At 67.9% G+C, this 23,844-nt stretch carries 24 protein-coding genes; 9 read left to right on the top strand and 15 right to left on the bottom strand.

All coding sequences use genetic code 11. The annotated features are described in order from the left end of the window. Positions 1-5: 5 nt before the first annotated feature. Complete coding sequence (locus J8I82_RS22520) at positions 6-1,514, top strand: glycine betaine ABC transporter substrate-binding protein (RefSeq protein WP_284183132.1); 1,509 nt, start codon at positions 6-8, stop codon at positions 1,512-1,514. 15 nt (positions 1,515-1,529) lie between these two features. Here J8I82_RS22520 and J8I82_RS22515 read toward each other — a convergent pair whose 3' ends face one another. Next, on the bottom strand, positions 1,530-2,945 hold the full coding sequence (locus J8I82_RS22515; protein ID WP_209761099.1) for an aminotransferase-like domain-containing protein: 1,416 nt from the start codon (positions 2,943-2,945) through the stop codon (positions 1,530-1,532). A gap of 153 nt (positions 2,946-3,098) precedes the next feature. On the opposite strand from J8I82_RS22515, the gene J8I82_RS22510 reads away from it, so the two are divergent. Genes J8I82_RS22510 through J8I82_RS22500 form a run of 3 tightly spaced genes read left to right on the top strand, consistent with a single transcriptional unit; the run spans position 3,099 to position 6,592 of the window. Further along, complete coding sequence (locus tag J8I82_RS22510; protein WP_209761098.1) at positions 3,099-3,323, top strand: DUF2970 domain-containing protein; 225 nt, start codon at positions 3,099-3,101, stop codon at positions 3,321-3,323. Positions 3,324-3,373: 50 nt separating this feature from the next. Further along, positions 3,374-4,702 carry a c-type cytochrome gene (locus tag J8I82_RS22505; protein WP_209761097.1) on the top strand — a complete coding sequence of 443 codons (1,329 nt, stop codon included), beginning with the start codon at positions 3,374-3,376 and terminating at the stop codon, positions 4,700-4,702. 42 nt (positions 4,703-4,744) lie between these two features. Then, positions 4,745-6,592, top strand: a complete 1,848-nt coding sequence (locus J8I82_RS22500; RefSeq protein ID WP_209761096.1) for an NAD(P)/FAD-dependent oxidoreductase — start codon at positions 4,745-4,747, stop codon at positions 6,590-6,592. 24 nt (positions 6,593-6,616) lie between these two features. Here the strand turns inward: J8I82_RS22500 and yihG are convergent, their stop codons facing one another. Next, positions 6,617-7,519 carry a 1-acylglycerol-3-phosphate O-acyltransferase, YihG family gene (yihG, locus tag J8I82_RS22495; protein ID WP_245180016.1) on the bottom strand — a complete coding sequence of 301 codons (903 nt, stop codon included), beginning with the start codon at positions 7,517-7,519 and terminating at the stop codon, positions 6,617-6,619. A 376-nt stretch (positions 7,520-7,895) separates the two neighbouring features. On the opposite strand from yihG, the gene J8I82_RS22490 reads away from it, so the two are divergent. Beyond that, on the top strand, positions 7,896-8,279 hold the full coding sequence (locus tag J8I82_RS22490; protein WP_209761094.1) for an META domain-containing protein: 384 nt from the start codon (positions 7,896-7,898) through the stop codon (positions 8,277-8,279). A 208-nt stretch (positions 8,280-8,487) separates the two neighbouring features. On the opposite strand, the gene J8I82_RS22485 is transcribed toward J8I82_RS22490, so the two are convergent. The 7 genes from J8I82_RS22485 to phnG are packed head-to-tail and all read right to left on the bottom strand — an operon-like array spanning position 8,488 to position 14,441. After that, positions 8,488-9,696 carry an alpha-D-ribose 1-methylphosphonate 5-triphosphate diphosphatase gene (locus J8I82_RS22485; protein ID WP_209761093.1) on the bottom strand — a complete coding sequence of 403 codons (1,209 nt, stop codon included), beginning with the start codon at positions 9,694-9,696 and terminating at the stop codon, positions 8,488-8,490. Positions 9,697-9,720: 24 nt separating this feature from the next. Beyond that, positions 9,721-10,467, bottom strand: a complete 747-nt coding sequence (gene phnL, locus J8I82_RS22480) for a phosphonate C-P lyase system protein PhnL (RefSeq protein WP_209761092.1) — start codon at positions 10,465-10,467, stop codon at positions 9,721-9,723. A gap of 5 nt (positions 10,468-10,472) precedes the next feature. After that, entirely contained in the window at positions 10,473-11,249 is a 777-nt protein-coding gene (gene phnK, locus J8I82_RS22475; protein ID WP_209761091.1) for a phosphonate C-P lyase system protein PhnK, read from the bottom strand. Further along, the gene (locus tag J8I82_RS22470; protein WP_209761090.1) at positions 11,246-12,157 is read right to left on the bottom strand and encodes an alpha-D-ribose 1-methylphosphonate 5-phosphate C-P-lyase PhnJ; all 912 of its coding nucleotides are present in this window, start codon (positions 12,155-12,157) and stop codon (positions 11,246-11,248) included. Before J8I82_RS22470 ends, phnK begins: the two co-directional genes overlap by 4 nt. Next, positions 12,154-13,311: a carbon-phosphorus lyase complex subunit gene (locus J8I82_RS22465; RefSeq protein ID WP_209761089.1), complete on the bottom strand. Its 1,158-nt coding sequence runs from the start codon at positions 13,309-13,311 to the stop codon at positions 12,154-12,156. The genes J8I82_RS22470 and J8I82_RS22465 overlap by 4 nt, the downstream gene beginning before the upstream one ends. Before the next feature lies 1 nt (position 13,312). Beyond that, the gene (phnH, locus tag J8I82_RS22460; RefSeq protein ID WP_209761088.1) at positions 13,313-13,939 is read right to left on the bottom strand and encodes a phosphonate C-P lyase system protein PhnH; all 627 of its coding nucleotides are present in this window, start codon (positions 13,937-13,939) and stop codon (positions 13,313-13,315) included. Position 13,940: 1 nt separating this feature from the next. Beyond that, positions 13,941-14,441, bottom strand: a complete 501-nt coding sequence (phnG, locus tag J8I82_RS22455; RefSeq protein ID WP_209761087.1) for a phosphonate C-P lyase system protein PhnG — start codon at positions 14,439-14,441, stop codon at positions 13,941-13,943. A 173-nt stretch (positions 14,442-14,614) separates the two neighbouring features. Here phnG and phnF point away from each other — a divergent pair, with 173 nt between their 5' ends. The 4 genes from phnF to phnN all read left to right on the top strand — a co-directional run bounded on the left by phnF (position 14,615) and on the right by phnN (position 17,912). Continuing rightward, complete coding sequence (gene phnF / locus J8I82_RS22450) at positions 14,615-15,349, top strand: phosphonate metabolism transcriptional regulator PhnF (protein ID WP_209761086.1); 735 nt, start codon at positions 14,615-14,617, stop codon at positions 15,347-15,349. Between the two features lie 69 nt (positions 15,350-15,418). Continuing rightward, positions 15,419-16,621: an alpha-D-ribose 1-methylphosphonate 5-triphosphate diphosphatase gene (locus J8I82_RS22445; protein WP_209761085.1), complete on the top strand. Its 1,203-nt coding sequence runs from the start codon at positions 15,419-15,421 to the stop codon at positions 16,619-16,621. Then, on the top strand, positions 16,618-17,340 hold the full coding sequence (locus J8I82_RS22440; RefSeq protein WP_209761084.1) for a DUF1045 domain-containing protein: 723 nt from the start codon (positions 16,618-16,620) through the stop codon (positions 17,338-17,340). Before J8I82_RS22445 ends, J8I82_RS22440 begins: the two co-directional genes overlap by 4 nt. Beyond that, complete coding sequence (gene phnN, locus J8I82_RS22435) at positions 17,337-17,912, top strand: phosphonate metabolism protein/1,5-bisphosphokinase (PRPP-forming) PhnN (RefSeq protein WP_209761083.1); 576 nt, start codon at positions 17,337-17,339, stop codon at positions 17,910-17,912. The genes J8I82_RS22440 and phnN overlap by 4 nt, the downstream gene beginning before the upstream one ends. A gap of 1,003 nt (positions 17,913-18,915) precedes the next feature. Here phnN and J8I82_RS22430 read toward each other — a convergent pair. The 6 genes from J8I82_RS22430 to J8I82_RS22405 all read right to left on the bottom strand — a co-directional run bounded on the left by J8I82_RS22430 (position 18,916) and on the right by J8I82_RS22405 (position 23,456). Then, the gene (locus tag J8I82_RS22430) at positions 18,916-19,389 is read right to left on the bottom strand and encodes a GNAT family N-acetyltransferase (RefSeq protein ID WP_209761082.1); all 474 of its coding nucleotides are present in this window, start codon (positions 19,387-19,389) and stop codon (positions 18,916-18,918) included. Positions 19,390-19,394: 5 nt separating this feature from the next. Then, on the bottom strand, positions 19,395-19,931 hold the full coding sequence (locus tag J8I82_RS22425) for a phosphonate degradation HD-domain oxygenase (RefSeq protein WP_209761081.1): 537 nt from the start codon (positions 19,929-19,931) through the stop codon (positions 19,395-19,397). Positions 19,932-19,936: 5 nt separating this feature from the next. Continuing rightward, positions 19,937-20,749 carry a phosphonate ABC transporter, permease protein PhnE gene (phnE, locus tag J8I82_RS22420; protein ID WP_209761080.1) on the bottom strand — a complete coding sequence of 271 codons (813 nt, stop codon included), beginning with the start codon at positions 20,747-20,749 and terminating at the stop codon, positions 19,937-19,939. Positions 20,750-20,826: 77 nt separating this feature from the next. Then, on the bottom strand, positions 20,827-21,825 hold the full coding sequence (gene phnD, locus J8I82_RS22415) for a phosphonate ABC transporter substrate-binding protein (RefSeq protein ID WP_209761079.1): 999 nt from the start codon (positions 21,823-21,825) through the stop codon (positions 20,827-20,829). 53 nt (positions 21,826-21,878) lie between these two features. Then, positions 21,879-22,727 (bottom strand): phosphonate ABC transporter ATP-binding protein, encoded by an 849-nt coding sequence (gene phnC / locus J8I82_RS22410; RefSeq protein WP_209761078.1) that lies wholly within the window; start codon positions 22,725-22,727, stop codon positions 21,879-21,881. 78 nt (positions 22,728-22,805) lie between these two features. After that, positions 22,806-23,456: a DUF1345 domain-containing protein gene (locus tag J8I82_RS22405; protein WP_209761077.1), complete on the bottom strand. Its 651-nt coding sequence runs from the start codon at positions 23,454-23,456 to the stop codon at positions 22,806-22,808. Between the last annotated feature and the right edge of the window lie 388 nt (positions 23,457-23,844).

Raw genomic sequence — 23,844 nt, 5'->3', positions numbered from 1 at the left:
TTTGGGTGCTCGCGACGGCACTCTTTGGGGCGCAGCCCGCGCAGGCCGCCGATCCTTTGCGCGTCGGCTCCAAGCGCTTTACCGAGTCCTATATCCTTGGCGAACTGCTGACGCAGGCCGCCGGCCCGCCGGGCACCGCTCAGCACCAGCAAGGGCTGGGCAATACCGCGATCGTGTTCGAGGCGCTCAAGGCGGGCAGCATCGACCTTTATCCGGACTACACCGGCACGCTCGCCGCCGAGATCCTGAAGCTGCAACCCGGCGCAGGACTGGACGCCATCCAGCGGGCGCTGGCCCCGCTGGGGCTGGGAGCCACGATCCCGCTCGGTTTCGAAAACACCTATGCACTGGCCGTCTCCGACACCCGGCCGCCCCACCTGCGCCGGCTCAGCGACCTGGCCGCGCAGCCGCGGCTGCGGCTGGGCCTGTCGCATGAGTTCCTCGGCCGGGCGGACGGATGGCCCGGTCTTGCCAGCCGCTATCGCCTGCCGCAGCAGCCGGTCGGGCTGGACCACGGCGTTGCCTATGAGGCACTGGCAGCGGGGCAGGTGGATGCGATCGACATCTATTCCACCGACGCCAAGATTCTCAAGTACCGGCTGCGCGTGCTCGAAGACGACCGCCGCTATTTCCCGCGCTATGACGCCGTGGTGGTGTACCGGCTGGACGTGCCGCAGCGCTTCCCGCAGGCGTGGCAGGCGCTGCAGCGCTTGTCGGGCCGCATCAGCGCGGCCGACATGGTGGCGATGAACGCCGCGGCGGAGATCGACCGCAAGCCGTTCGATCTGGTCGCGCGAGAGTTCCTGGCGCACGGCGCGAACCCCGGCAACGAACCGGTCGCAGCGCCGGCGTCCTCGGCCGCTGCGGCAGGCGCAAGCGATCGCCGCCTGCTCGGCGCGCTGCTTGGTCCCGACACCAACCGGCTGGCGCGGCGCCATGTCGGCCTGGTGGCCGGCGCCGTCGGCGCTGCCACGCTGGCGGGCGTGCCGCTGGGCATCCTTGCCGCGCGCCGCCGGCGCACCGGCCAGGTGGTGCTGGGCGCCGTCAGCGTGCTGCAGACCGTGCCTTCGCTGGCCTTGCTGGCGATGCTGATCCCGCTGCTGGGCCGCATCGGTGTGTGGCCCGCGCTGGTGGCGCTATTCCTGTATGCGTTGTTGCCGATCGTGCGCAACACCGCCACCGGACTGGAACAGGTGCCGCCGGGCATGCGTGACGCGGCCCGCGCGCTCGGGCTGCGCGGCGGCCAGGTACTGCGCTACGTGGAGCTGCCTCTGGCGCTGCCGGTGCTGCTGGCCGGCGTCAAGACCGCCGCCATCATCAGCGTGGGAACGGCCACGATCGCGGCTTTCGTCGGCGCTGGCGGCTTTGGCGAGCGCATCGCCACCGGGCTCGCGCTCAACGACACCACGCTGCTGCTGGCCGGGGCGATCCCGGCCGCGGTGCTCGCGCTCGCCGTGCAGGCGGCGTTCGAGACGCTGGAATGGGCGCTGCGCCGCCACCGCGACGCGCGCTGAGACCGCTCAGGGCGCTCAGGCCGTCAGTTGCGCGATCAGCCGGCCGAGCGTGGCGACCGCCGCGTCGGCCTCGTCGTTCCACAAATGCCCATAGTTGAGCCGGATGCAGTTCCGGTAGCCCTGCCGCGCCGAGAAGATCGGCCCCGGCGCCAGTCCGATGCCGGCCTCCAGCGCGGCATGGTGCAGCGCCAGCGCATCGAATCCGGGCGTGAACTCGACCCACAGGAAATATCCGCCATCCGGCCGTGATACGCGCACGCCCTCCGGGAAATGCCGTCCGATGGCATCGAGCATCTGGCCCTGCTGCATCTCCAGCACATGGCGCAGGCGGCGCAGGTGCTTGTCATAGCCGCCGTGCTGCAGGTACTCGGCCAGCGCCACCTGCGTGGGCACGCCGGCCGACAGCGTGGTCATCAGCTTGAGCCGCTGGATCGCCTCGCCGAAGCGGCCTGGCGCCACCCAGCCGATGCGGAAGCCCGGCGACAGCGTCTTCGAGAACGAACTGCAATGCATCACCAACCCATGCGTATCGAAGGCCTTGGCCGGCAGCGGGCAGCGGTTGCCGAAATAAAGCTCGCCATAGACATCGTCTTCGATCAGCGGCACCTGATGACGTGCAAGCAGGGCCACCAGCGCCTTCTTCTTGTCCTCCGACATGCTGGCGCCGAGCGGATTCTGGAACTGCGTCATGAACCAGCAGGCCTTGACCGGGTGCCGCGACAGCGCGTTGTCGAGCGCGGCCAGGTCGATGCCCTCCGCCGGATCGACCGGGATCTCCAGCGCCTTGAGGCGCAGCCGTTCCAGCGCCTGCAGCGCGGCATAGAAGCCCGGCGACTCGATCGCGACCACGTCGCCCGGCTGGGTCACGGCCATCAGGCACAGGTTCAGCGCCTCCAGCGCGCCGTTGGTGACGACCAGGTCCTCGGCCGGCTGCGGCGCGCCCGCGCCGAGGTAGCGCAGCGCGATCTGCCGCCGCAGCGCCGCGTTGCCGGGCGGCAGGTCGTTCACCGAATGCCACGGGTCAAGCGCACGGCCGGCGCGCGCCAGCGACTTGCCGAGCCGCTCCCAGGGGAACAGTTCCGGCGACGGAAAGGCCGAGCCGAACTGCACCAGCTTGCGGTCGCGCGCGCCTTCCAGCACCGCGAACACCAGCTTGGAGATGTCGACCTGGGTCGACACCTGCCGTGAAGGCCGCGCCTGCGGCTGCGGCAAGTCGCGCCGGGCCGGCCCCGCCACGTAATAGCCCGAACGCTCGCGCGCCCGCACCAGGCCGCGCTCTTCCAGCCGGTAGTAGGCCTGGAACGCGGTGGATGGGCTGACGCCGTATTGCGCCACGGTCTTGCGGATCGATGGCAGGCGGGTGCCGGGTGGCAGGCTGCCGTTGCGGATATCGGCGGCCAGGGTTTCGGCGAGGGCTTCGTACCGTTTCATGGGGCGCTGTCGGGGGCGGGGTGCGTCGCGCCATTATCGCCCCCAGGCCGGAAACTGATACGTAAATTTTCCGGGTATCTGATGCTGTTATGCCTGGCGGCTGGCGGCCATAATCGCTTGTCGTCGCCAAAGGCTTTCGTGCAAGGAGAGACAATGAATCCGTTGAGGCTGCTGCGGACCGTGCTGTGGGGCTTCTTTGGCCTGCGCAAGGGCCAGGAACATCAGCGCGACCTGGAGAACCTGCGCCCCGTGCCGCTGATCCTGACCGGCGTGGCCGTGGCCGCCGGACTGGTTGTCTGCCTGGTGCTGGCCGCCAACTGGGCCGTGTCGAGCGCGTCCGCAGCGGCAAGCACGGTGCCGGCGATGACGATAGCCTGAGCAGTGGCATCGCGTTACATTCTCATCACAACAACAAGCTGATCGACCCCATGTCTCGCCCGACCGGGCGGCATTGCGCCGCCGCTTTGCTGCCCGCGCAATGGCTGCCCTGGCTGTGGCTTTCCCTGGCACTGCTGGTTGCCTGCCCGGCTGCGCGTCCGGCACTGGCTGCAGGCGCCACAGAAGCGCGGCAGGTCGACCGCGGCCGCTACCTCGCGCGCATCGCCAACTGCGCCGCATGCCATACGCGCGAAGGCGGCAAGCCATTTGCCGGCGGGTTGCCGATGCGCACCGCCGTCGGCACGCTCCACTCGACCAATATCACCCCCGACGCTGCCACCGGCATCGGCGCCTACACGTTGGCCGAATTTGACCGCGCACTGCGCCAGGGCGTGGCGCGCGACGGCAAGCGCCTGTATCCGGCCATGCCATACCCGTCCTACGCCCGCATGCGTGCCGACGACGTGGCCGCACTGTATGCCTACCTGCGCACGGAGGTTGCACCCGTGGCGCAGCGCAACCCGCCGCCGCAGCTGCGCTTTCCGTATGGCATGCGCTCGCTGCTATCGGTGTGGAACTTGCTGTTTCTCGACGATGACCCGGTTCGCACCGAGCCTGCGCGCGGCGATGCGTGGAACCGCGGCGCCTACCTGGTGCAGGCGGTGGCCCACTGCGGAGCGTGCCACACGCCTCGCGGCCGGTTGTTTGCCGAGAAAGGCCTGGACGAGCGCAGCCGCCATTTCCTGTCAGGCGCCAGCGTGGAAGGCTGGTCCGCGACCAACCTGACCGGCGACCAGGTCACCGGCCTGGGAGCATGGTCGCGCGCGGACATAGCCGAGTTCCTGCGCACCGGGCGCAACGGGCACGCGACCTCGTTCGGGCCAATGTCCACCGTCATTTCCACCGCCACGCAATACATGAGTCCGGGCGACCTCGATGCCGTGGCGGCCTACCTCAAGTCGCTGCCTGGCGCGCGCGGCGAGGGCAAGCCGTTCCGCCCCGATCCTGCCACCGCGCAGCAACTGCACCAGGGCCGCTTCGACCTGCCGGGCGCACGCCAGTACGCGGTGTACTGCATGCCGTGCCATGGCACCGACGGCAAGGGCTTCGCGCGCGTGTTCCCGCCGCTCGCAGGCAACCCGACCGTGGCCGATCCCGATCCGGCGTCGCTGGTCAACCTGCTGCTCGACGGCGCCGTGACCGCGCGCGTCGGTACCGCCGCCACCGACTACCACATGCCCGGCTATGGCTGGGCGCTGGACGACCAGGAACTGGCCAGCGTGCTGACTTTCATCCGCCGCGGCTGGGGCAACCGCGCCGGTGCGGTGACCGAAGCCGACGTGGCCACGCGGCGCAAGGCGCTGGCGGCACAGCGCTGAAGCCAGGCGCTCCGGCACGCACCGCTTTCCGATGAGCATCCAATGACGATCACGCGCAGAGACTTCCTCAACGGCACCGCGCTGACCATTGCCGCCGGGCTGGCACCGGTGCAATGGCTGCATGCGCAGCAGGGCGGGGCGGCAAGCGCCGGCTATCCGCCGGCCCTGACCGGGCTGCGCGGCAACCATGCCGGCACGTATACGCTGGCCCACGGCCTGGCGCGCGAGGGCGCCAAATATCCCGTGGTGCTGGCGCGCGAGGCCTTCGACCTGGTCGTGGTCGGCGGCGGCCTGAGCGGCCTGGCTGCGGCGTGGTTCTACCGGCGCCGTTTCGGCGCCGCCCGGCGCATCCTGATCCTCGACAATCACGACGACTTCGGCGGTCATGCCAAGCGCAACGAATTCACCGTCCGCGGCCAGCGGCTGGTCACCTATGGGGGCAGCGCCGAGATGCCGCCCGGCGCTGCCAGCGACGCTGCCATGCGCGAGCTGCTGGCCGGCATCGGCCTCGATCCCGCGCGTGCGCCGGCCGCGCCGCCGTCCGACCCTTATGCCGCGCTGGGCATGGGGCGTGCCGTGTTCTTCGATGCGGAGCATTTTGGCCGCGACCAGTGGATCGGCGGCGATCCGTTCGGCGATCTGGCCGATGCGCGCAATGGCCTGCGCCCACAGGGTCCCGACGCCGCGGGCCTGCAGCGCTTCCTCGAGCAGGCGCCGCTACCCGCCGCGGACCGCGCCGCGCTGGCCCGCCTGGCGGCCGGCACCACCGACTACCTGCCCGGGCTTGACAGCGCCGCACGCGCCGCGGCGCTGCGCACCATGCGCTACGCTGCCTTCCTGCGCGACAAGGCCGGCCTCGGGCTGCCGGCGCTGCGTTTCCTGCGCAGCCGCAGCAACGATGCCTATGCGCTCGATGCCGACGGCATATCGGTTGCCGATGCGATCGCGATCGGGCTGCCCGCGGGCGCCAACATGCCCGCGCCGGCGCCGAATACCCGGCTGGGCAAGTCTCCGGCCTCGCGCCTGTGGTTCCCGGACGGCAACGCCTCGCTGGCGCGGCTGCTGGTACATAGCCTGATTCCCGGCGTGGCGTCGATTGCCACCCCGGCCGACGTGGCCGCCGCCGCCTTCGACTACAGCCGGCTGGACCGCGACGGCGCGCCGGTGTGCCTGCGTCTGAACAGCACCGCGATCGCGATCGAGCCTGATGGCAACATCACGCGCGTGACCTACGGCTGGAGCGGCAACCTGCACCGTGTCGAAGCGCGCCATGTGGTGCTGGCCGGCTACAACATGATGATCCCGTACCTGCTGCCGTCGTTGCCGGCGGCACAGAAGGCAGTGCTGCGCGACGAGGCCAAGGCTCCGCTGGTTTACACCAAGGTGGCGCTCGATCACTGGCAGGCGTTCGCCGCGCTGCGCGCGCGGCGCATTCACGCGCCGGCGATGACGTACACCGACCTATGGCTGGAGCCGCCCGCGGGAACTCGCCCGTCCGACCCGGCGGTGCTGCACATGCTTTATGTGCCAACCGTGCCCGACAGCGGCATGCGCGTCCGCGACCGCTTCCGCGCTGGCCGTGCCTTCCTGCTGGGGACCCCGTTCGATGCGCTCGAGCGCGACATCCGCGCGCAGCTGGACCGGATGCTGGGGCAGGCCGGCTTCAGCGCCAGCAAGGTGATCCGCGGCATCACGGTGAACCGCTGGGCGCACGGCTACAGCTATATGCCGGACAGCGTGGCCGGCGAGAACGTCGCTGCCGACGCCGCCTGGCCCAACCTGGCAGGGGTCGGCAACATCAGCATTGCCAACAGCGACAATGCCGGCAGCCCGTCGGTGACGGCGGCGGTCAGCCAGGGCAAGCGGGCGGTGGAGCGGTTGCCGGGCTAGCAGGGCAACCGCCGATGCGCGCGGTCAGTCGGCGCGCCGGGTGGTCAAGGCCTCGATCTCGTCGTCCTTGGATTGCCACTGATGCGCCAGCCAGTGGTGGAATTCAGTGCGGAACGCCTTGTTGGTGGCGTAGTCGGCCTCGCAGAACGCCGGTGGCACCGCCAACTGGTGCATGCGCACCACCACCATGCCGGCGCGGCCGCAAGCCAGGTCCCAGAAGCTGGGCACGCCGTCGGGATAGGCGATGGTCACGTCGATCATCGAGCGAAAGCGGGTTCCCATTGCATTCAGTGCCACCGCCAGGCCGCCTGCCTTGGGCTTGAGCAGGTGACGATACGGCGACGCCTGCGCGGCGCGCTTGGCCTCGCTGAAGCGCGTGCCCTCGGCAAAGACCATCACGCTGGTCGGTACCAGCGAGAACTTCTCGCACGCGCGCCGTGCCGTTTCCTGGTCCTGGCGCCGCAGCGCCGGATTGCGGCGCAGTTCTGTCTTGCCATGGCGCTTCATGAACGGAAAGTCCAGCGCCCACCACGCCAGCCCGATCACCGGCACATAGATCAGCTGCTGCTTCAGGAAGAACTTCAGCAAAGGGATGCGGCGGTTCAGCGAGCGCTGCAGCACAAAGATATCGGCCCACGACTGATGGTTGCAGTTGACCAGGTACCAGTCCGCATAGCGCAGCCCGGTATTGCCCTGGATATCCCACGGCGCCTGCTGGATGCGCGCGAACCAGCCGGTATTCCAGGAGATCCACCCCGTGGCAATGCCGTTGAGCACCGGATCGATGCGCCGGCGGACTGCGGCGAACGGCAGCACCAGCTTCAGCAGCGCCAGCGGGAACAGCAACAGGCACCAGAACAGGGTGCTGGCAATCAGCAGGCTCCAGCTGATGATGCCGGTGATCCATGCAAGACGGCCGCGCGGCAAGGGCAGCGGGCGATGGGCCAGCGGGGCGCTGGCTTTACCAGCATTGGCGGCACGGGACGTGTCGGATGGCGAGGTAGGAAAAGTCATGGATGACAGTTTGCTAGCGCTCGGCAAATAAAGGCTTGAGCAGAGTCAAGGCGGGCACTACGAACATGGAATCGCCAGGTCCCGCGCCGCGCCAGTGCCTAGTGTACGACAGTAAGGGGATCTGGAATGGCGCCGGAGACACCCGCGGCGCTGGGTCAACCGGACACAGACCAACCCCGCCTGGAGCGTCTATGCTTGAAAAGGGCATGCCGGACGCAATGCGGGGCTACGCTGGCAGCACGGCCCTGCACACGCTCCCCGCCACGCACAACGGTACGGCGGTGACGACATGAAACGTGTTCACGCCCTTGTCGCAGCCAGCGCGATGCTGGCTGGCTGCGTTTCGACGGGCGTCAACGTGCGGCAGGAGCACCTGGAGAACTTCCTGCTCGATTTCACCACGCTCGACGACGTCACCGCGCAACTGGGCCAGCCCACCTCGCAGACGACGCTCAGCAACGGATCGACCATCCTGGTCTATTCCTTCGCGAGTTCCCGGCCGCATCCCGAGAGCTTTATCCCGTTCATCGGACCGCTGTTCGCCGGCGGCTCCATCCGCTCTTCGACAGTGCTGCTTGAGTTTGACGAGAACGGCGTGCTCAGGAGCCAGCGCAGGACCATGTCGACCAGCGCGTCGGGGTTGAGCGTGTTGCCTGAGGATACGTTGCCTTAGGGTCCTACATTTCCCGCGGCAGCGGAGAAATATCAGCGTCCGCCGTACGAATTCACTTTGCGCTCCTGTCTGCGTGTCTGTCGGGAAGATTCTGAATTTGCCCAGGTACGATCAAATGTCGCGTTAGTAGAGCCTCTTCAGAATGACATCTACGCCCGAGAACCTGATGCGTGGGTTGGCAATGAAGCGCATTGCCGAAGCGCAGAGGTCAGGCCAGCGCATGCATTTCCTGCCGCCGGGATGTATCCGTAGTTCCCGGCTGGCCGCCACGGTACCCCGCTGCAAACACCATCCGTCCCCCCGACCACGTATGGGTGACCATTGGCTGCCCGGCCACGCTGGCCACGGCGATCACGTCGGCACGCAGCCCGGGCGCCAGCCGGCCACGGTCGCGCAGCAGGCAGGCTTCCGCGGGGTTTGCCGTCACCAGCGCCAGTGCTTCGTTCAGCGGCAGTTCGGCATGCCGGGCGGCGGCATAGGCCGCGGCGATCAGCGTTGACGGCTGGTAGTCCGAGCACAGGATGGTGCCGACGCCGGCGTGGATGGCGTCGATCGCGCGCATCGAGCCGCTCTGGCTCTTGCCGCGCAGCACGTTGGGTGCGCCAAGGATGGTCGGCAGTGCCTGTGCGCACGCGGCTTGCGCGGTTTCCAGGTTGATCGGGAACTCGCTCATGCGCACGCCCAGCGCCTGCATGGCGGCGATGCGCTGCGGCGAATCGTCGTCATGACTGGCCGTGGGGATGCCGAGGCGATGCGCCTGTGCCACCAGCCGGTTGACGCGCTCATGCGCGCCGTCCAGCGCGGCAGCTTTCTTGTCGGCGGCGTCGGCGGCTTCCTCCCGGGTCATGCCATGGTTGCCGATCATGTAGGCGAGGTAGGCGTCCAGCGTCTTGAACTGACCCTGGCCCGGCGAGTGGTCCATCACCGACAGCAGGTCGACCACACCCTCGGCCATCAGCATTTCCAGCACCGGCACGGCACTGGCATCGGTCACTTCGTAGCGGCAATGGATGCGGTTGTCGACCAGGCTATGGCTGCGGAACGCGGCCACGGTGCGCACCAGGGTGGCGGCGGTGTCGACGTTGCGCACGCCGAAGTGGTTGCCGGCAAAGGAGAGCGCATGGTACGGCGTGGTGATGCCGGCCGCGGCGTTGCGGCGGTCGACCTGCGCCACGGCGAAATCCAGTGGGAACAGCACGTTGGCACGCGGTTCCACCTCTTTCTCGATGGCATCGCAATGCACGTCGACCAGCCCGGGCATCACGGTGTGGCCGCGCAAGTCGAGCACGTCGGCGCTTGCAGGCGCGGCAGACGGTTCGATGGCGGCGATATGGCCGTCCTCGATCAGCAGCGCGCTGTCGTGCAGCACGCTGTCGGGCAATACCAGGGTGGCGTGCGTCAGGTAGGTTGCGGTCATGTCCGGCTCCGTTGTTCTGGACAGTTACTGGCAGTTGGGGGCGAGGGCAGTGGCGGGCTGCAGCGGCAGCAGGCGCGTGGCCACGGCATCGCGTACCGCCTCGTCATGGAAGATGCCGATCAGCGCGCGGCCGTCGGCCAGTGCTGCGCGGATCAGTTCGACCACGACCGCGCGGTTCTCGGCATCGAGCGAGGCGGTCGGCTCGTCAAGTAGCAGGATCGGGTGCCCGCCGATCAGGCCGCGGGCGATGTTGACGCGCTGCTGCTCGCCGCCGGAGAACGTTGCTGGTGGCAGTTCCCACAGCCGGCGCGGGAGGTTGAGCCGCTCCAGCAGCACCTCGGCGCGCGCGCGCGCTTCTTCATGGCTGGTGCCGCGCTGTTGCAGCGGATCGGCCACCACGTCCAGCGCCGACACGCGCGGAATCGCGCGCAGGAACTGGCTGACATAGCCGATCACGTCGCAGCGCAGCTTCAGCACGCGCTGTTCGGGGGCGCTGTTCAGCTCGACCCACGGCTCGCCGCCGGCGCTGGTGTCGCGCAGGCGGATGCTGCCTTCGATGGCCAGGTAATTGCCGTAGAGGCAGCGCAGCAGCGTGCTCTTGCCGGTGCCGGAAGGGCCCGACAGCACCAGGCATTCGCCGCGCGCGGCGTCGAAATCGATCGCGTTCAGCACCGGCAGGCGGATGCCGCCCTGGTTGTGCAGCGTAAACATCTTGCCGAGGCCGCGCACCTCAACCAGCTTCTTCAGCTTCTGTGCATTGTCTGCTTGCATTGTCGTCAGCCTTGCAGGATGGAAGAGACCAGCAGCTGCGTGTAGGGGTGCTGCGGGTCGTCGAGGATCTGGTCGGTCAGGCCTTGCTCGACCACGCGGCCGCCCTGCATCACCAGCGTACGGTGCGCCAGCAGGCGCGCGACGGCGAGGTCGTGCGTGACCAGCACGGCGGCCAGGCCGAGATCGGACACCAGCCGGCGCAGCAGGTCGAGCAGGCGCGCCTGCACCGAGACATCGAGCGACGCGGTGGGCTCGTCCATGAACATCAGCCGCGGATGCGTGACCAGGTTGCGCGCGATCTGCAGGCGCTGCTGCATACCTCCGGAGAAGGTGCCGGGCACGTCGTCAAGGCGCGCGAGGTCGATCTCCATTTTTTCCAGCCAGCTTCCGGCGACTTCGCGCAGGTTGCCGTAGTGGCGCTCGCCCACCGCCATCAGGCGCTCGGCGATATTGGCGCCGGCGCTGACCTGCATGCGCAGGCCGTCGCGGGCATGCTGGCGCACGAAGCCCCAGTCGGTGCGTGCCAGCAGCCGCATGCGTGCGCTCGACAGCGTGGCCAGGTCGGTCAGGCCGGATTCGCGCATGTCGTAGCTGACGCTGCCGCGCTGCGGCGGCGCCTGCATCGACAAGGCCTGCAGCAGCGTGCTCTTGCCCGAGCCGGATTCGCCGACCACGCACAGCACTTCGCCGGGATAGAGGTCGAAGCTGACGTCATGGCAGCCATGCAGACCGTCCCAGGTGCGCGTCAGGTGGCGCACCGACAGCAGCGGGGTCGTGCTCATTGCGCACCTCCCGCGGCATGCTTGGCCGCTTGTCCGGCCTGGCGATCGGCGCAGTACTCGGTGTCCGAGCACACGAACATGCGCGTGCCGGCATCGTCGGTGATGATCTCGTCCAGGTAGCTGTCGGTGGCGCCGCATTGCGCGCAGCAGCTGGTCCATTTCTCGACCGTGAAGGGATGGTCGGCGAAATCCAGGCTCTTTACCGAGGTGTACGGCGGCACGGCATAGACGCGCTTCTCGCGCCCGGCGCCGAACAGCATCAGCGCGGGGCTGCGGTCGAGCTTGGGGTTGTCGAACTTGGGAATCGGCGACGGCCGCATCATGTAGCGCTGGTTGACGATCACGGGATAGTCGTAGGTGGTGGCGATATGCCCGTGATGGGCGATGTCTTCATAGAGCTTCACGTGCATCGCGCCATACTCGGACAGCGCATGCATGGTGCGGGTCTCGGTCTCGCTCGGCTCCAGCCAGCGCAGCGGCTCGGGGATCGGCACCTGGAACACCATGGTCTGGCCCGCGCGCAGCGGCGTTTCCGGAATGCGGTGGCGGGTCTGGATGATGGACGCCTCGGCAGTGCGCTCGGTGGTCTGCACGCCGGTCACGCGGCCGAAGAAGCGGCGGATGTTGATGGCGTTGGTGGTGTCGTCGGAACCCTGGTCGATCACCTTGAGCATGTCGGGCTTGCCGATGATGGCGGCGGTGACCTGGATGCCGCCCGTGCCCCAGCCATAGGGCAGCGGCATTTCGCGGCTGCCGAACGGGACCTGGTAGCCGGGGATCGCCACGGCCTTGAGCAGGGCGCGGCGCAGCATGCGCTTGGTCGATTCGTCGAGGTAACCGAAGTTGTAGTGCTCGTCGCGGGCGATGCCCGTGGTGGGGGAGGTGGGGGATGCGTTCGCGGCGGTCATGCCAGCGTCTCCTCTTGCGGCTGGGGCTGCGGATGCGATTCGGGTTGTGTGGGTTGCGTGGACTGGGCTGGCGCGGCGGCGCTCGTGCCTTCCTGTTCGCCGCGCAGGCGGCGCAGCAATTCCAGGTTGGCCTGGAAGTCCACGTAGTGCGGCAGCTTCAGGTGCTGCACGAAGCCGGAGGCCTCGACGTTGTCGCTGTGGTACAGCATGAATTCGATATCGTTGGCCGGGGCGTCGGCGGCCTCGCCCAGTTCGGCGGCGCGCATGGCGCGGTCGGTCAGAGCCATCGACATCGCCTTGCGCTCGTTGTAGCCGAATACCAGGCCGTAGCCACGCGTGAATCGCGGTGCTTCGTCGGCGTTGCCGGTGAACTGGCTGACCATCTGGCATTCGGTCAGCTCGATTTCGCCAATCGTCACGGCGAAGCCGAGTTCTTCGACGAACACCTCGACCTCGGCGCTGCCAAAGCGGATTTCCGCCGCGAACGGGTGCGAGTTGCCATAGCCGCGCTGCGTCGAATAGCCCATCGACAGCAGGAAGCCTTCATCGGCGCGCGCCAGGTTCTGCAGGCGCGCGGCGCGGCTGGCCGGAAAGGTCAGCGGCTCGCGCGTCAGGTCGGGCGGGGCGGGGTCGCCGGCGGGGATCTCGTCGGCTTCGACCAGCTGTTCCGCTTCCAGCAGGCCGGTCACGCGCGGCATGCTGGCGGGCCGCGGCTCGGCCGAAGGCGGCAGCGGTGCGGGATCGCGGCCGGCTTCGAGCGAAAAGTCCAGCAGGCGCTGCGTGTAGTCGTAGGTCGGCCCGAGTACCTGTCCGCCGGGGACGTCCTTGAAAGTCGACGAAATCCGGCGCTGCAGGCGCATAGCGCCGGTATCGACCGGCACGGTATAGCCAAAACGCGCCAGCGTGGTCCGGTACGCGCGCAGCAGGAACACTGCCTCGATCTGGTCGCCGGCAGCCTGCTTCAGCGCCAGCGCGGCCAGGTGCGGGTCGTACAGCGAGCCCTCGGCCATCACGCGCGACACGGCCAGCGGCATCTGCTCGCGGATCTGCGCCAGCGTCAGCTCGGGCAGCGCCGTGTCGCCGCGGCGATAGGCGTCGAGCATCTGGTAGGAATTCAGGATGGCGCGTTCGCCACCTTTGACGGCTACATACATGTCAGGCCTCCATCTGCGTGGTGCGCGTCAGTGCGCAGAACCGGTCGCCGCTGGCGAGCAGCAGGTCGACGCCCAGCGGAAAGCCGGCGTTGTTGGCGCGCCAGGCGCCGCGGAAATCAGCCGGCAAGCCGGCCACGCGCAGCGCCTGCGTGTGTTCGATACCGGGGCCGCGCAGCGTGAAGCTGTCGCCATCGTCGAGCGAGGCGACTTCCACCAGCAGCGTGGCCGAACGGTCCGGGAAGGCGGGCGCGCCCGGCGCGCATTCGGCCAGGGCCGGCATGGCGTGGCCGGCGGGTACGCACACAAAGGTGGCGGCGCCGAGCTCGTCGATCAGCGGGCAGCCGCAATGGAAGCGCAGGAAAGCGCGCGCGGCGGCGGGAACGCCCGTGGGCAGCCACACCGGGGTGTCGGGATCGGCCAGCGTCAGCAGCAGCGCGGCAAGCGCCGGTGACAGGCCGTCGGGCAGGCCGGTGGTCGCGGGCAGTGACTGGACTTGTCCGGGATGGGCAAAGGCCTGCAGCGTGGCGCGGAACACCTGCTGGGCGTCGTCGACCGGGTTGTCGAAGCCCGGCACCAGCGAAGTGGCGGCGGACGGCATCGGGGTTGCGGAGGTCTTGGTGGAAATCATGTCAGTCCTCTCCCCGGACCATGGTGAAGAACTCCACGCGCGTCTGCGCGGCGGTAGCTGCCTGCCGGGCCGCGCGTGCGGCATGGGCATCGGCCAGCGGCGCCAGCACGGCTTCGTGCACGCGCTGGTACCAGGCCGGGCGCTGCAGCAGCGCGTCCAGCACTGCCGCCTGCTGCGCGTGCTGCGTGCTGCGGCCCTGCACATAGGCGACGCCTACCGTGCCGCCGGCAGCGCCGTCTTCCAGCACGACCGCGCAGCGCGTGACCGTGATTTCGCCGAGGTTGAACTGCGCTCCGCTGCCGCCGGCACGCGCGCGCACCATCGCCATGCCGGACTCCGGCTTGCGCAGCAGCCGCCACGCGGGCAGGGCCGCTGCCTGGCCCAGCCGGGCATAGGCAGCATCGAGGGCCTCGGCTGGCGCCATCGCCAACACCCGCAGCCACGCAGCGCGGGCCGGGTTCGCATCGGTCATTGCCGGACCGGCGGTTTCGCTTTGCATCATTACCCCTATACGTCTATACGTTTAGATGTCACAACGTGAACACGCCGCTACTAGACCACAGGCAGATGAACGTTTCGTGACGCTGCCCGGCATTAGTCGGGCTCCCTGCCATGCCGGCATAACTCGGGCACAATCGCATGGCACCAATGAACGCTTGATGACAAGAGGGCAGGATGTCTGATCGGGAAGTAGAACGGGGTTCCGGCGTGGCCGTGTGGCGCCAGATCGGCGAGGCGCTGGCGGATGACATCCGCAACAAGCTGTACCAGCCCGGCGAACAGCTGCCGCCGGAGCCGGAGCTGGCGACACGCTTTGCCGTGAACCGGCACACCATCCGGCGCGCCATGGGCGAGCTGGAGCTGAGCGGACTGGTGCGCATCGAGCAGGGCCGCGGCACCTTCGTGCAGGAGCATGCGATCGACTACGCGATCGGGCGGCGCACGCGCTTTTCGCGAAACCTGGCGGCGCAGGGCATGCGCGGCCATACGGAGATCATCGGCTGCCAGGAACTGCGCGCGCCGGAGATCGCACGCCACCTGGGCCTGGCGCGCACTGCGCCGGTGCTGCACGTGCAGATGCTTGGACGCGCCGAGGCCCGCACCATCGACGTTGCCGAGCATTATTTCGATCCTAAGCGCTTTCCGGGCATCGACGAGGTGTTGCGCGCGCAGCAGTCGGTGTCGCGCGCGCTCGCGCAGTTCGGCATCGCGGACTACACCCGCAAGTGGTCGCGCATTACCGCCGCGATGCCGAGCGCGCCGGTGGCACGCCTGCTGAACCAGCCCAAGACGCGCCCGGTGCTGCAGGTGGAGGCGCTCAATGTCGATATCGAGGGCGCGCCGGTGCAGTACAGCGTGACGCGCTTTGCCGGGGATTGGGTGCAGCTGACGGTTGCGGACAGCGACTGACGTGGCACGGTGGTCGCGCGCATTGGTCTAGACATCTGCGTGTCATGTACCGGCGCTAACGTCCCGTCCATGCATACGATCCTTCCTACCCAAGCGCCGCACCTGAGCGGCATCACGGGGCGCCGCGTGCTGGGTGCAGCGGGCCTGGGGCCGGCTACGCTTGGCTGGCGCGATGGCACTGTTGGCCAGCATGCCCCAGCATCCGGCTTATGGCTTGACGCGGGCGACCTGCTGGTTCTGCCCGGCATCGTCGATATCCATGGCGACGCTTTCGAGCGCGCCGTCATGCCGCGCCCGGGCGTCAGTTTTCCGTACGCGGGTGCGCTGCTCGACGTGGACCGCCAGCTGCTCGCAAACGGCATCACCACCGAGTTCCATGGCGTGACCCTGTCGTGGGAGGGCGGGCTGCGCGGAGAAGCGTATGCGCTGCGCATGTTCGAAGCGCTCGCGCAGCTGCGCCCCGTGCTTGGCGCCGAGCACAAGGTGCATCTGCGCTTCGAGGCGTTCCACCTCGCCGGCGTCGATACCGCGCTGGCCTGGATCGCCGATGGGCGCGTCGGCCTGCTCGCCATCAACGACCACCTGCCGATGATGGCGCGCCGCATGGCCGACGAAGGCAAGCTGCGGCAATACGCCGAACGCGCCGAGTGCGACGTCGAGACCTTCCGCCGGCGCCTGCGTGCGGCCAGTGCCAATGCGCAGGAGGTGCCGGAGGCGATGGCGCGCCTGATCGCCGCCGCGCGCGCGGCCGGCCTGCCGGTGGCTTCGCATGACGACCCGGACGTGGCCACGCGCCAGCACTACCACCGCCGCGGCTGCCGTATCGCCGAGTTTCCGCTGACCATCGACGCCGCCACGCTGGCGCGCCAGCTGGGCGATGACATCGTGTTCGGCGCACCCAACGTGGTGCGCGGCACCAGCCACACCGGCGCGCCCAATGCGACCGAGATGGTGGCCGCCGGCCTGTGCACGGTGCTCGCTTCCGACTATTACTACCCGGCACCGCTGCAGGCGGCGCTGCGCCTGGCGCAGTTGGGCGTGCTCGATTTGCAGGGTGCCTGGCAGCTCGTATCGCGCAACCCTGCGTGCGCTGCCGGGCTTCGCGACCGTGGCGCGCTCTCCGCGGGCCTGCGCGCCGACGCTATCGTCGTCGATGACCGGCAGCCCGGCGTGCCGCGCGTCTGCGCCACCATCGTCAATGGCGAACTGAAGCATGCCGCGGCGATGCCGCCGCTGGTCGATCTTGCCGATGCCGGTACACTGGCGGCATGACCATGCTTGCACACCGTTACGCGATCTACCTTGCGCCGGGCGAGGCGTTCCGTACCTTCGGCAACCAGTGGCTTGGCCGCAATGCCGAGACCGGCGCGGCCGTGCCGGTGCCGTCCGAGTCCACCGCGCCGCCCTCCGATTGGGTGCGGGCGCCGGCCCACTATGGCCTGCATGCCACGCTGAAGCCGCCGTTCCGGCTTGCCGAGAGCGCCGACGGCGCGCAGCTCGACGCCGCCGCTCGTGCTTTCGCGCGTGGCCGCGAAGCGTTCGACGCGCCGCTGGCGTTGCGCTCGCTGCGGGGCTTTGTCGCATGGTGCCTGGCCGAAGCGTCACCGCCGATGCAGGCGCTGGCCGATGCCAGCGTGGTGGCATTCGAGCGCTTCCGGGCGCCGCCGGCCCCGGCGGAACTGGCACGACGCAGGGCGGAGCAGCTGAGCGCGGCACAGCGCCAGATGCTCGATGCGTGGGGCTATCCGTACGTGTTCGAGACCTTTGTTTTTCACATCACGCTGACCGGCATGCTCGATGCTGTCAGCGAGGCGGCCGCGCTGGCACGGCTGTCGGCGGATAGCGGCAAGCTGCTGGAAGCGCCGCTGCGTGTCGACGGCATCAGCGTGTTCGTGCAGCCGCAGGCTGGCGACGACTTTATCGTCGGTCGCCACTATGGCTTCGATGGCAGTATCAACGATGGCGCCGGTGCGGCGTACCTGGACGCATGAGTACGGGAATCAAGACTGACGGCAGTGGGCTGTTCTACGTAATGGGGCCGTCCGGCAGCGGCAAGGATTCGCTGCTGCGCGCGCTGCGCGAGCGGTTGGGTCCCGGCGATCGCGTCGTGGTGGCGCATCGCTATATCACGCGCGAGGCCGACGCCAATGAAGCATCGGTGGCCCTTAGTCCCGATGAGTTCCAGCGCCGCCAGGCGCTTGGATGCCTGGCGCTGAACTGGCACAGCCATGGGCTGCACTATGGGATTGGGGTCGAGATCGAGCAGTGGCTGGCTGCAGGATTGACGGTGATCGTCAATGGGTCGCGGGAGTACCTGCCGCAGGCGGTGGCGCGCTATCCGAAGCTTTGCGCTATCCATGTACGGGTCAAGCCAGAGGTGCTGGCGGCGCGCCTGCGTCAGCGTGGGCGTGAGTCAGATGAGGCGATCGCGCGGCGGCTGGTGCGTGCGGGGCAGGTGTTTGATGTTCCGGATGGCTGCATGCTGGTGGAGATTGATAACAGTGGGGCGTTGCGGGCGTCGGCGGATGCTTTGGCGCGGGTGGTGGGGGTGGGGGACGTGTAGCCGAGCGTTTGCCGCGGTTGTCGCTGCTGGTGACATGCTGTCGGCTGTTGAAGCGCTGTGTTCAGTATTGATGTCATGCTGTCGGCCGTTGAACCGCCTGGTTCCGCCCTGCTGGGCGGGTCACCTTTTGCCCGAGCGGCAAAAAGTAACCAAAAAGCACGTTTACTGCCCTGCGGGCGGCCACTCTTATCGTAGTGTTCCGCGGCTTTCGTACGGGGCTTCGCTTCGTTGCAGAGCAGGACTGCCTGCCGCCGTAGTGCGCCACGGTGGTTCGGGATCGCAGCGGTGATTGAACGAGCCCAGAGCTGTGGGTGGCCCCTGCTTCCGGCGGCAACGTAGGGACGCCTACGGCTGCGCTGCGCGCCGGCAGCATCTCAGGTCGGGGGCCTTGGCGGGGCCTCCACGAAGTAAAGCCAGGCAATTCCCCGGCGCTGCGCCGGTCCTAACGTGGCAGAGCTGGCCACCACATTCTGGCCAGCGTTTTCTGGTCCGGCGTCATCCACGGCCGCGCCGAGCGAGCGCAGCGACGCACTCCGTGCCCGAGCCCTAAATCCCAGATACTGCCGGCGCGCAGCGCAGCCGAAGGCGATCCAGCGGGGACGCCAGCGGCAGGCGGCCTACGCCCTGCACGGGGATCGTCCAACAGTGGGTTGACGTAGCACTATCCCAAACTCACCTGGCGTAGCAGCTTCGAACCACTAGCCACATCGAACGGAAATCACCACCGCCCGAACCACCCACACCGCCAACTTGATAGCCAGCCGCTCAGGCGACGCGCTTTTTGGTTACTTTTTGGCGCTCGGCCAAAAAGTGACCCGCCCAGGAGGGCGGAACCAGGCGATTCAACGGCCGACAGCATGTCACCAGTGCGACAGCCGCGCGTCAACGGCCGACAGCATGTCACCAGTGCGACAGCCGCGCGTCAACGGCCGACAGCATGTCACAAGCCGCGACAGCCGCGCGTCAACGGCCGACAGCATGTCACAAGCCGCGACAGCCGCGTTCAAAGCCCAACACTAAAACTAACCCCATGCTCAACAAAACCCAACCCCCGATAAAACCGGTGCGCCTGTAACCGCCGCGCATTTGACGACAGCGCCAGCTTTCCAGCCCCAGCCTCCCGGGCCAGCCGCATGGCCTCCCGCATCATCGCCTTGCCCACACCCATGCCGCGCGCGTGCGGCGCCACCACGACGGCTTCGACGATGGCCTCAGGCCGCCCGTCGTGCACCATCACAGGAAACACCAGCAGGCTGAAGGTACCAAGCGGTATCCCGTCAGCATCCACCATCATGTAGCAACGATAGTCCGGATAGCGCCGCATGGTCGCATACCGCTCGCGCATCGTTTCCAGCGACAGCGGCGGCTCATCATCCATGGCGGCAAGCAGCGCCGACAGGTGCCGCAATTCGGCGTCGGAACCACGCACCTCGCGTAGCGCCAGCACGGCTTCGGCCGTTTCCTGCGATCCGTTCATGCCATTCACAAAGGAGCGCGCGCGCAGCGCGCGGCGATAGCGAGATAGTGTGCCAGCGGCGGCGTGGCCATGTCGACCACCTTGGCCAGGTCGTCGTACCCGCGCAGGCGCACCGCGGCGTCGGCATGGGCGCTGGCGGCAAACGCCTCTGCGCGGGCTGCCTCATAGGGCCCGCCCTGCAACGCGAGGCTCTGCACCGAAGCGGGCGACAGTGTGTCGAAGTAGGAGCGGTCGACCGCGCACAGGTAGCGCTTGGCAGCGACGTGCAGCCGCACGGGCTCGGTGACATCCTCGCCGAACAGCGCGGCGAGCGCGTCGGCGGCGGCCTCCTGGTGGCGCATGTCGGTGGTGGTGCTTTCGGCCAGCATCAGGTGGCCGATGTCGTGCAGCAGGGCCGCCACGACCAGCGCATCGGGCTCGCCGGCCTGTTCGGCCAATTGCGCGCACTGCAGCGCATGGGCGGTCTGGCTGATGGACTCGCCGCCATACCATTCGGTGCCATGGCTGGCGAAGAGGGCTTCGATGCGTTCGATCGTCAGCATGTCGCTCACACCAGCACCTTGCGGATCTGCGCGGAAATAATGTCGATGGCCGACACAAACAGAATGATGATGAGCATCACCGCACAGGTCTGCCCATACTGGAAGCTTCGTATGATTTCCCACAGCACGGAGCCGATGCCACCGGCGCCGACGATGCCCACCACCGATGCCGAGCGCACGTTCGACTCGAAGCGGTACAGCGCAAACGACAGCCACAGCGGCAGCACCTGCGGAATCACGCCGTAGACGATCTCTTCGACCGGGCCGGCGCCGGTGGCGCGCACGCCTTCAACCGGCCGCGGGTCGATCGCCTCGACCGCTTCGGCAAACAGCTTGGCCAGCACGCCGGTAGTGTGGATCCAGATTGCCAGCACGCCAGCGAAGGGCCCCAGCCCGACGGCAACGATGAACAGCATCGCGAACACCATCTCATTGATGGCCCGGCAGGCGTCCATGACGCGGCGCGCCGGCTGGTAGATCCACGCCGGCACGATATTGGCCGAGCACAGCAACCCCAGCGGCACCGCCATCGCGACCGCCATGGCGGTACCCCACAGCGCGATCTGCACGGTGACGAGCATCTCGTCCAGGTAGTGACGCCAGTCGCGGAAATCAGGCGGGAAGAATTCGGCGGCGAATTTCGCCATGTTGTCGGAATCGCGCAGCAGGTCCAGCGGGCGCATGTCGGCGCCTTGCCAGGACAGGCCGAGCAAGGCCAGCACCACCGCCCAGGTCAGCATCGTGGCAAGGGACGTGCGCGGCGGCCTGTCGGGGTTTTGAGACGGCGGGGGCAGGCCGGGCGTGGCAGTGGCGGTCATGGGCAAATCCGGTTTGAAGCAGGGAGTGAGGAAACGGCACGGGGCCGGCGACAGGCCGGCCCCGTGCCAGGCGCAGCTTACTGCGCGGCGGTGGCCGCGGCGGCCTTGTCCAGCTCGGCCAGGCGGCGCGAGACGTCGGCCAGGCGCTTGTCCTTGTCGGCAGCGGCCAGCGTGGTGTCGGTCTCAATCTTGGCTTTCTCGCGGGCCAGCTCGATCTGGCGGATCGGCACCAGCTGCGCATCGGTGGAGGGGCGGAAGCCCTGGTAGGTCAGCGCGGCCAGCACCTGCTTCTCGCGTGCGGCGTCGGCGCCCTTGCCGTAGTTGACGAAGAAGGTCTGGATCTTCTTCTTCAGCTCGGGCGACAGGTCCTTGCGGTAGACCATCGGATCGGCCGGGATCAGCGGCGACTTCCACAGCACGCGCACCTGGTCAAAGGGGTTCTTGCCCGTGTTGATGCGGTAGCGCTCCATGTTCTCGGTGTTGTTCACTGCCACGTCGACCTGCTTGTTCAGCACCGACAGCAGGTTGGCTTCGTGGTTGCCGATGCGCACGGCCTTGAACAGCGTCTTCGGATCGACCTTGTTGGCGGTCCAAAGGTAGTAGCCCGGCACCGCGGTACCCGAGGTCGAATTGGGATCGCCGGCGCCGTAGCTCAGCTCCTTGCCGCGCTTGATCACGTCCTCGACGCTCTTCAGGTCGCTGTCCTTATTGACGATCAGCAGCGACCAGTAGCCGGGGTTGCCGTCCTTGTCGATGACCGAGGCGAACACTTCGCCGCTGGCGCGGTCCACTGCTTCCATGGCGGACTTGTTGCCGAACCAGGCGATCTGGACTTTGTTGAAGCGCATGCCTTCGATGATGCCGGCATAGTCCGAGGCAAAGAACGGCTTGACCGTGACGCCCAGCGTCTTGCTCAGATCGTCGATCAGCGGCTGCCAGGCAGCCTTCAGGTTCGACGACGATTCCGTCGAGATAAAGCCGATGTTCAGGCTCCTGGCGTCCTGGGCAAATGCGGGCAGGGCCGGCAGGGCGACGAGGCCGGAAGCGATGACGGCGGCAAAGGTTCTGCGAAGCATGGACGACTCCGATTGGGAAAGCTTGGGAGGAAGACTGCAGGTAAGGGTGGTGCTCAGGCCGCCGCCAGGTTCATGGTGACCATCGCCGGCGCGGGCATTGCCGCGGCGGGTTCGTCCGCATCCGTTGCGCCGTCGTGCAGCAGCTCGTCGGCCTCGGTGCCGTACAGGTCGCGCAGCATGGCCGAGGTCAGCGCCGCCGACGGGCCGTCGTAGACCACCTTGCCGTGGCGCAGCGCCACCACGCGCGGGCAGTAGCGCATGGCCACGTCCACCTGGTGCAGCGATACCACTACCGCCACCTTGCGCGTGCGGTTGATCTGCGTGAGCAGCGACATCACGCGGCGCGACGATTCCGGGTCGAGCGAGGCGATCGGTTCGTCGGCCAGGATCACGCGCGCGTTCTGCACCAGCGTGCGCGCGATCGCCGCGCGCTGCTGCTGTCCGCCGGACAGTGTCGACGCGCGTTGAAACGCATAGTCGTCTATACCAACCTGGGCGAGTGCATCGAGGCCGGCGTGCAGTTCATCGGCCTTGAAGATGCGGAACAGGCTGCGCCATTTCGGGATGCGGGCCAGCATGCCGACCAGCACATTGGTGATCACCGGCAACCGGCCCACCAGGTTGAACTGCTGGAAGACGAAGCCGATCTCGCCGCGCACCTGGCGCACGTTGCGGGCCAGGCGGCCATTGCGCTGGACCGCGCGGCCGTTGACCAGGATCTCGCCCGCATCGGCGGTGACGAAGCCGGCCATATGGCGCAGCAGCGTCGACTTGCCCGATCCCGAGGCACCCAGCAGTGCAACCATTTCGCCGGGGGCAACGCTCAGCGTGACTTCGTCAAGCGCCTTGCGGTCCGCACGGAACGATTTGGAAAGCCCGCGGACTTCAATTGTGTGGGTCATGACGACTCCGTGGCTTGAATGACGTCACGGATTCTGGCGGGCGTATATGTCAGACAGATGAAGGTCGGCCGACCCGTGCTACAAGCCGCCGAGGGCGTTCACGGTGAACGCCAGGATCCCCATGTTGAACAGGAACGCAGCGATGCAGTGCGCCAGCACCACCCTGCGCATATGCGCGCCGTGGATGGTGATGTCCGACGTCTGGAAGGTCATGCCCAGCGTGAAACTGAAATACAGGAAGTCCCAGTAACCGGGTTCCCTCACGCCGGGCACCTCGAGCCCGCGCCGGTCGCCGGTGGGTGACTGCAGGTAGAAGAGATGCGCATAGTGCAGCGTGAAGACAGTATTGGCGAAGAGCCAGGACAGGACCAGCGTAGCGACGATCAGCGCGACGCCGGGCCAGTGCGGCGTCCCGGGGCGAGCCACCAGCGTGCCGATCGCCACCAGGATGACCATCGACAGCAGCACGGTGATGGCCAGCAAGGCTGGCCGGTTGGCGTCGTTGAGTTCGGCGGTGCGCCGCATCGCGGCGGCATCGGCGCGCAACAGCGGAAGTGCGGCGCCAAGGAAGACCAGTGCGGCAAGATCGAAGCCGATCAGCAGCGCGATGCGCAGCTGCGCGCCGAGCGCCGCGGCCGCGCCGGTCGCGACGATCAGGATGGCGCCACACACCAGGAAGCGCGGCGGCGCGAGTCGTTTGCCGATGGCAATGGAGGGAGTCGTATGCATGGCTGAGCTGCGGTCTGTCAAGAGTCCTGGCCGCCGGCGCTCTGCGCGCGCGGCAGGGAATAGCAGGCTGGGAATAGCATACCGACCAACCGGTCGGACATTGCCGCCGCATCTCCATGTTGCACCGCGATGCGCGAGCGCCGGCTGGCAGGGCAATGTGAGGATAATGCAGGGGCTCTTCCTTCTGCATTGAACAGTCCCGGGTGACCGACTAAGATGGACTTTCGCGGCGCAAACGGTAAGCGTCGCCAGCCAATCTTAAGCGCCCCGGACAACAGGGTCTGCACCACCAGACCGTACCTCAGAGGGTGCTAGTACAACATCCCGTAAATAGGTTGAATAATTAATCGCCTCGGATATCATGGCGGGATGAGCCGAGGCCGCCAAG

The sequence above is a fragment of the Cupriavidus consociatus genome, assembly GCF_017814975.1.
Lineage (GTDB): Bacteria > Pseudomonadota > Gammaproteobacteria > Burkholderiales > Burkholderiaceae > Cupriavidus > Cupriavidus consociatus.
Note: the sequence above shows the minus strand (reverse complement) of the source record. Positions and strands in the feature narration are given on the sequence as shown.

Excerpts from the sequence above, each read along its gene's own strand:
- phnF (WP_209761086.1), top strand. The coding sequence starts at position 14,615 with ATGTCTGATCGGGAAGTAGAACGGGGTTCCGGCGTGGCCGTGTGGCGC.
- J8I82_RS22500 (WP_209761096.1), top strand. The coding sequence starts at position 4,745 with ATGACGATCACGCGCAGAGACTTCCTCAACGGCACCGCGCTGACCATT.
- phnE (WP_209761080.1), bottom strand. The coding sequence starts at position 20,749 with ATGACCGCCACTGCCACGCCCGGCCTGCCCCCGCCGTCTCAAAACCCC.
- J8I82_RS22430 (WP_209761082.1), bottom strand. The coding sequence starts at position 19,389 with ATGAACGGATCGCAGGAAACGGCCGAAGCCGTGCTGGCGCTACGCGAG.
- phnC (WP_209761078.1), bottom strand. The coding sequence starts at position 22,727 with ATGACCCACACAATTGAAGTCCGCGGGCTTTCCAAATCGTTCCGTGCG.
- phnD (WP_209761079.1), bottom strand. The coding sequence starts at position 21,825 with ATGCTTCGCAGAACCTTTGCCGCCGTCATCGCTTCCGGCCTCGTCGCC.
- phnG (WP_209761087.1), bottom strand. The coding sequence starts at position 14,441 with ATGATGCAAAGCGAAACCGCCGGTCCGGCAATGACCGATGCGAACCCG.
- J8I82_RS22510 (WP_209761098.1), top strand. The coding sequence starts at position 3,099 with ATGAATCCGTTGAGGCTGCTGCGGACCGTGCTGTGGGGCTTCTTTGGC.
- J8I82_RS22405 (WP_209761077.1), bottom strand. The coding sequence starts at position 23,456 with ATGCATACGACTCCCTCCATTGCCATCGGCAAACGACTCGCGCCGCCG.
- J8I82_RS22465 (WP_209761089.1), bottom strand. The coding sequence starts at position 13,311 with ATGTATGTAGCCGTCAAAGGTGGCGAACGCGCCATCCTGAATTCCTAC.
- phnL (WP_209761092.1), bottom strand. The coding sequence starts at position 10,467 with ATGCAAGCAGACAATGCACAGAAGCTGAAGAAGCTGGTTGAGGTGCGC.
- J8I82_RS22425 (WP_209761081.1), bottom strand. The coding sequence starts at position 19,931 with ATGCTGACGATCGAACGCATCGAAGCCCTCTTCGCCAGCCATGGCACC.
- J8I82_RS22505 (WP_209761097.1), top strand. The coding sequence starts at position 3,374 with ATGTCTCGCCCGACCGGGCGGCATTGCGCCGCCGCTTTGCTGCCCGCG.
- phnN (WP_209761083.1), top strand. The coding sequence starts at position 17,337 with ATGAGTACGGGAATCAAGACTGACGGCAGTGGGCTGTTCTACGTAATG.
- J8I82_RS22440 (WP_209761084.1), top strand. The coding sequence starts at position 16,618 with ATGACCATGCTTGCACACCGTTACGCGATCTACCTTGCGCCGGGCGAG.
- J8I82_RS22445 (WP_209761085.1), top strand. The coding sequence starts at position 15,419 with ATGCATACGATCCTTCCTACCCAAGCGCCGCACCTGAGCGGCATCACG.
- phnH (WP_209761088.1), bottom strand. The coding sequence starts at position 13,939 with ATGATTTCCACCAAGACCTCCGCAACCCCGATGCCGTCCGCCGCCACT.
- J8I82_RS22515 (WP_209761099.1), bottom strand. The coding sequence starts at position 2,945 with ATGAAACGGTACGAAGCCCTCGCCGAAACCCTGGCCGCCGATATCCGC.
- J8I82_RS22490 (WP_209761094.1), top strand. The coding sequence starts at position 7,896 with ATGAAACGTGTTCACGCCCTTGTCGCAGCCAGCGCGATGCTGGCTGGC.
- J8I82_RS22470 (WP_209761090.1), bottom strand. The coding sequence starts at position 12,157 with ATGACCGCCGCGAACGCATCCCCCACCTCCCCCACCACGGGCATCGCC.
- phnK (WP_209761091.1), bottom strand. The coding sequence starts at position 11,249 with ATGAGCACGACCCCGCTGCTGTCGGTGCGCCACCTGACGCGCACCTGG.
- J8I82_RS22485 (WP_209761093.1), bottom strand. The coding sequence starts at position 9,696 with ATGACCGCAACCTACCTGACGCACGCCACCCTGGTATTGCCCGACAGC.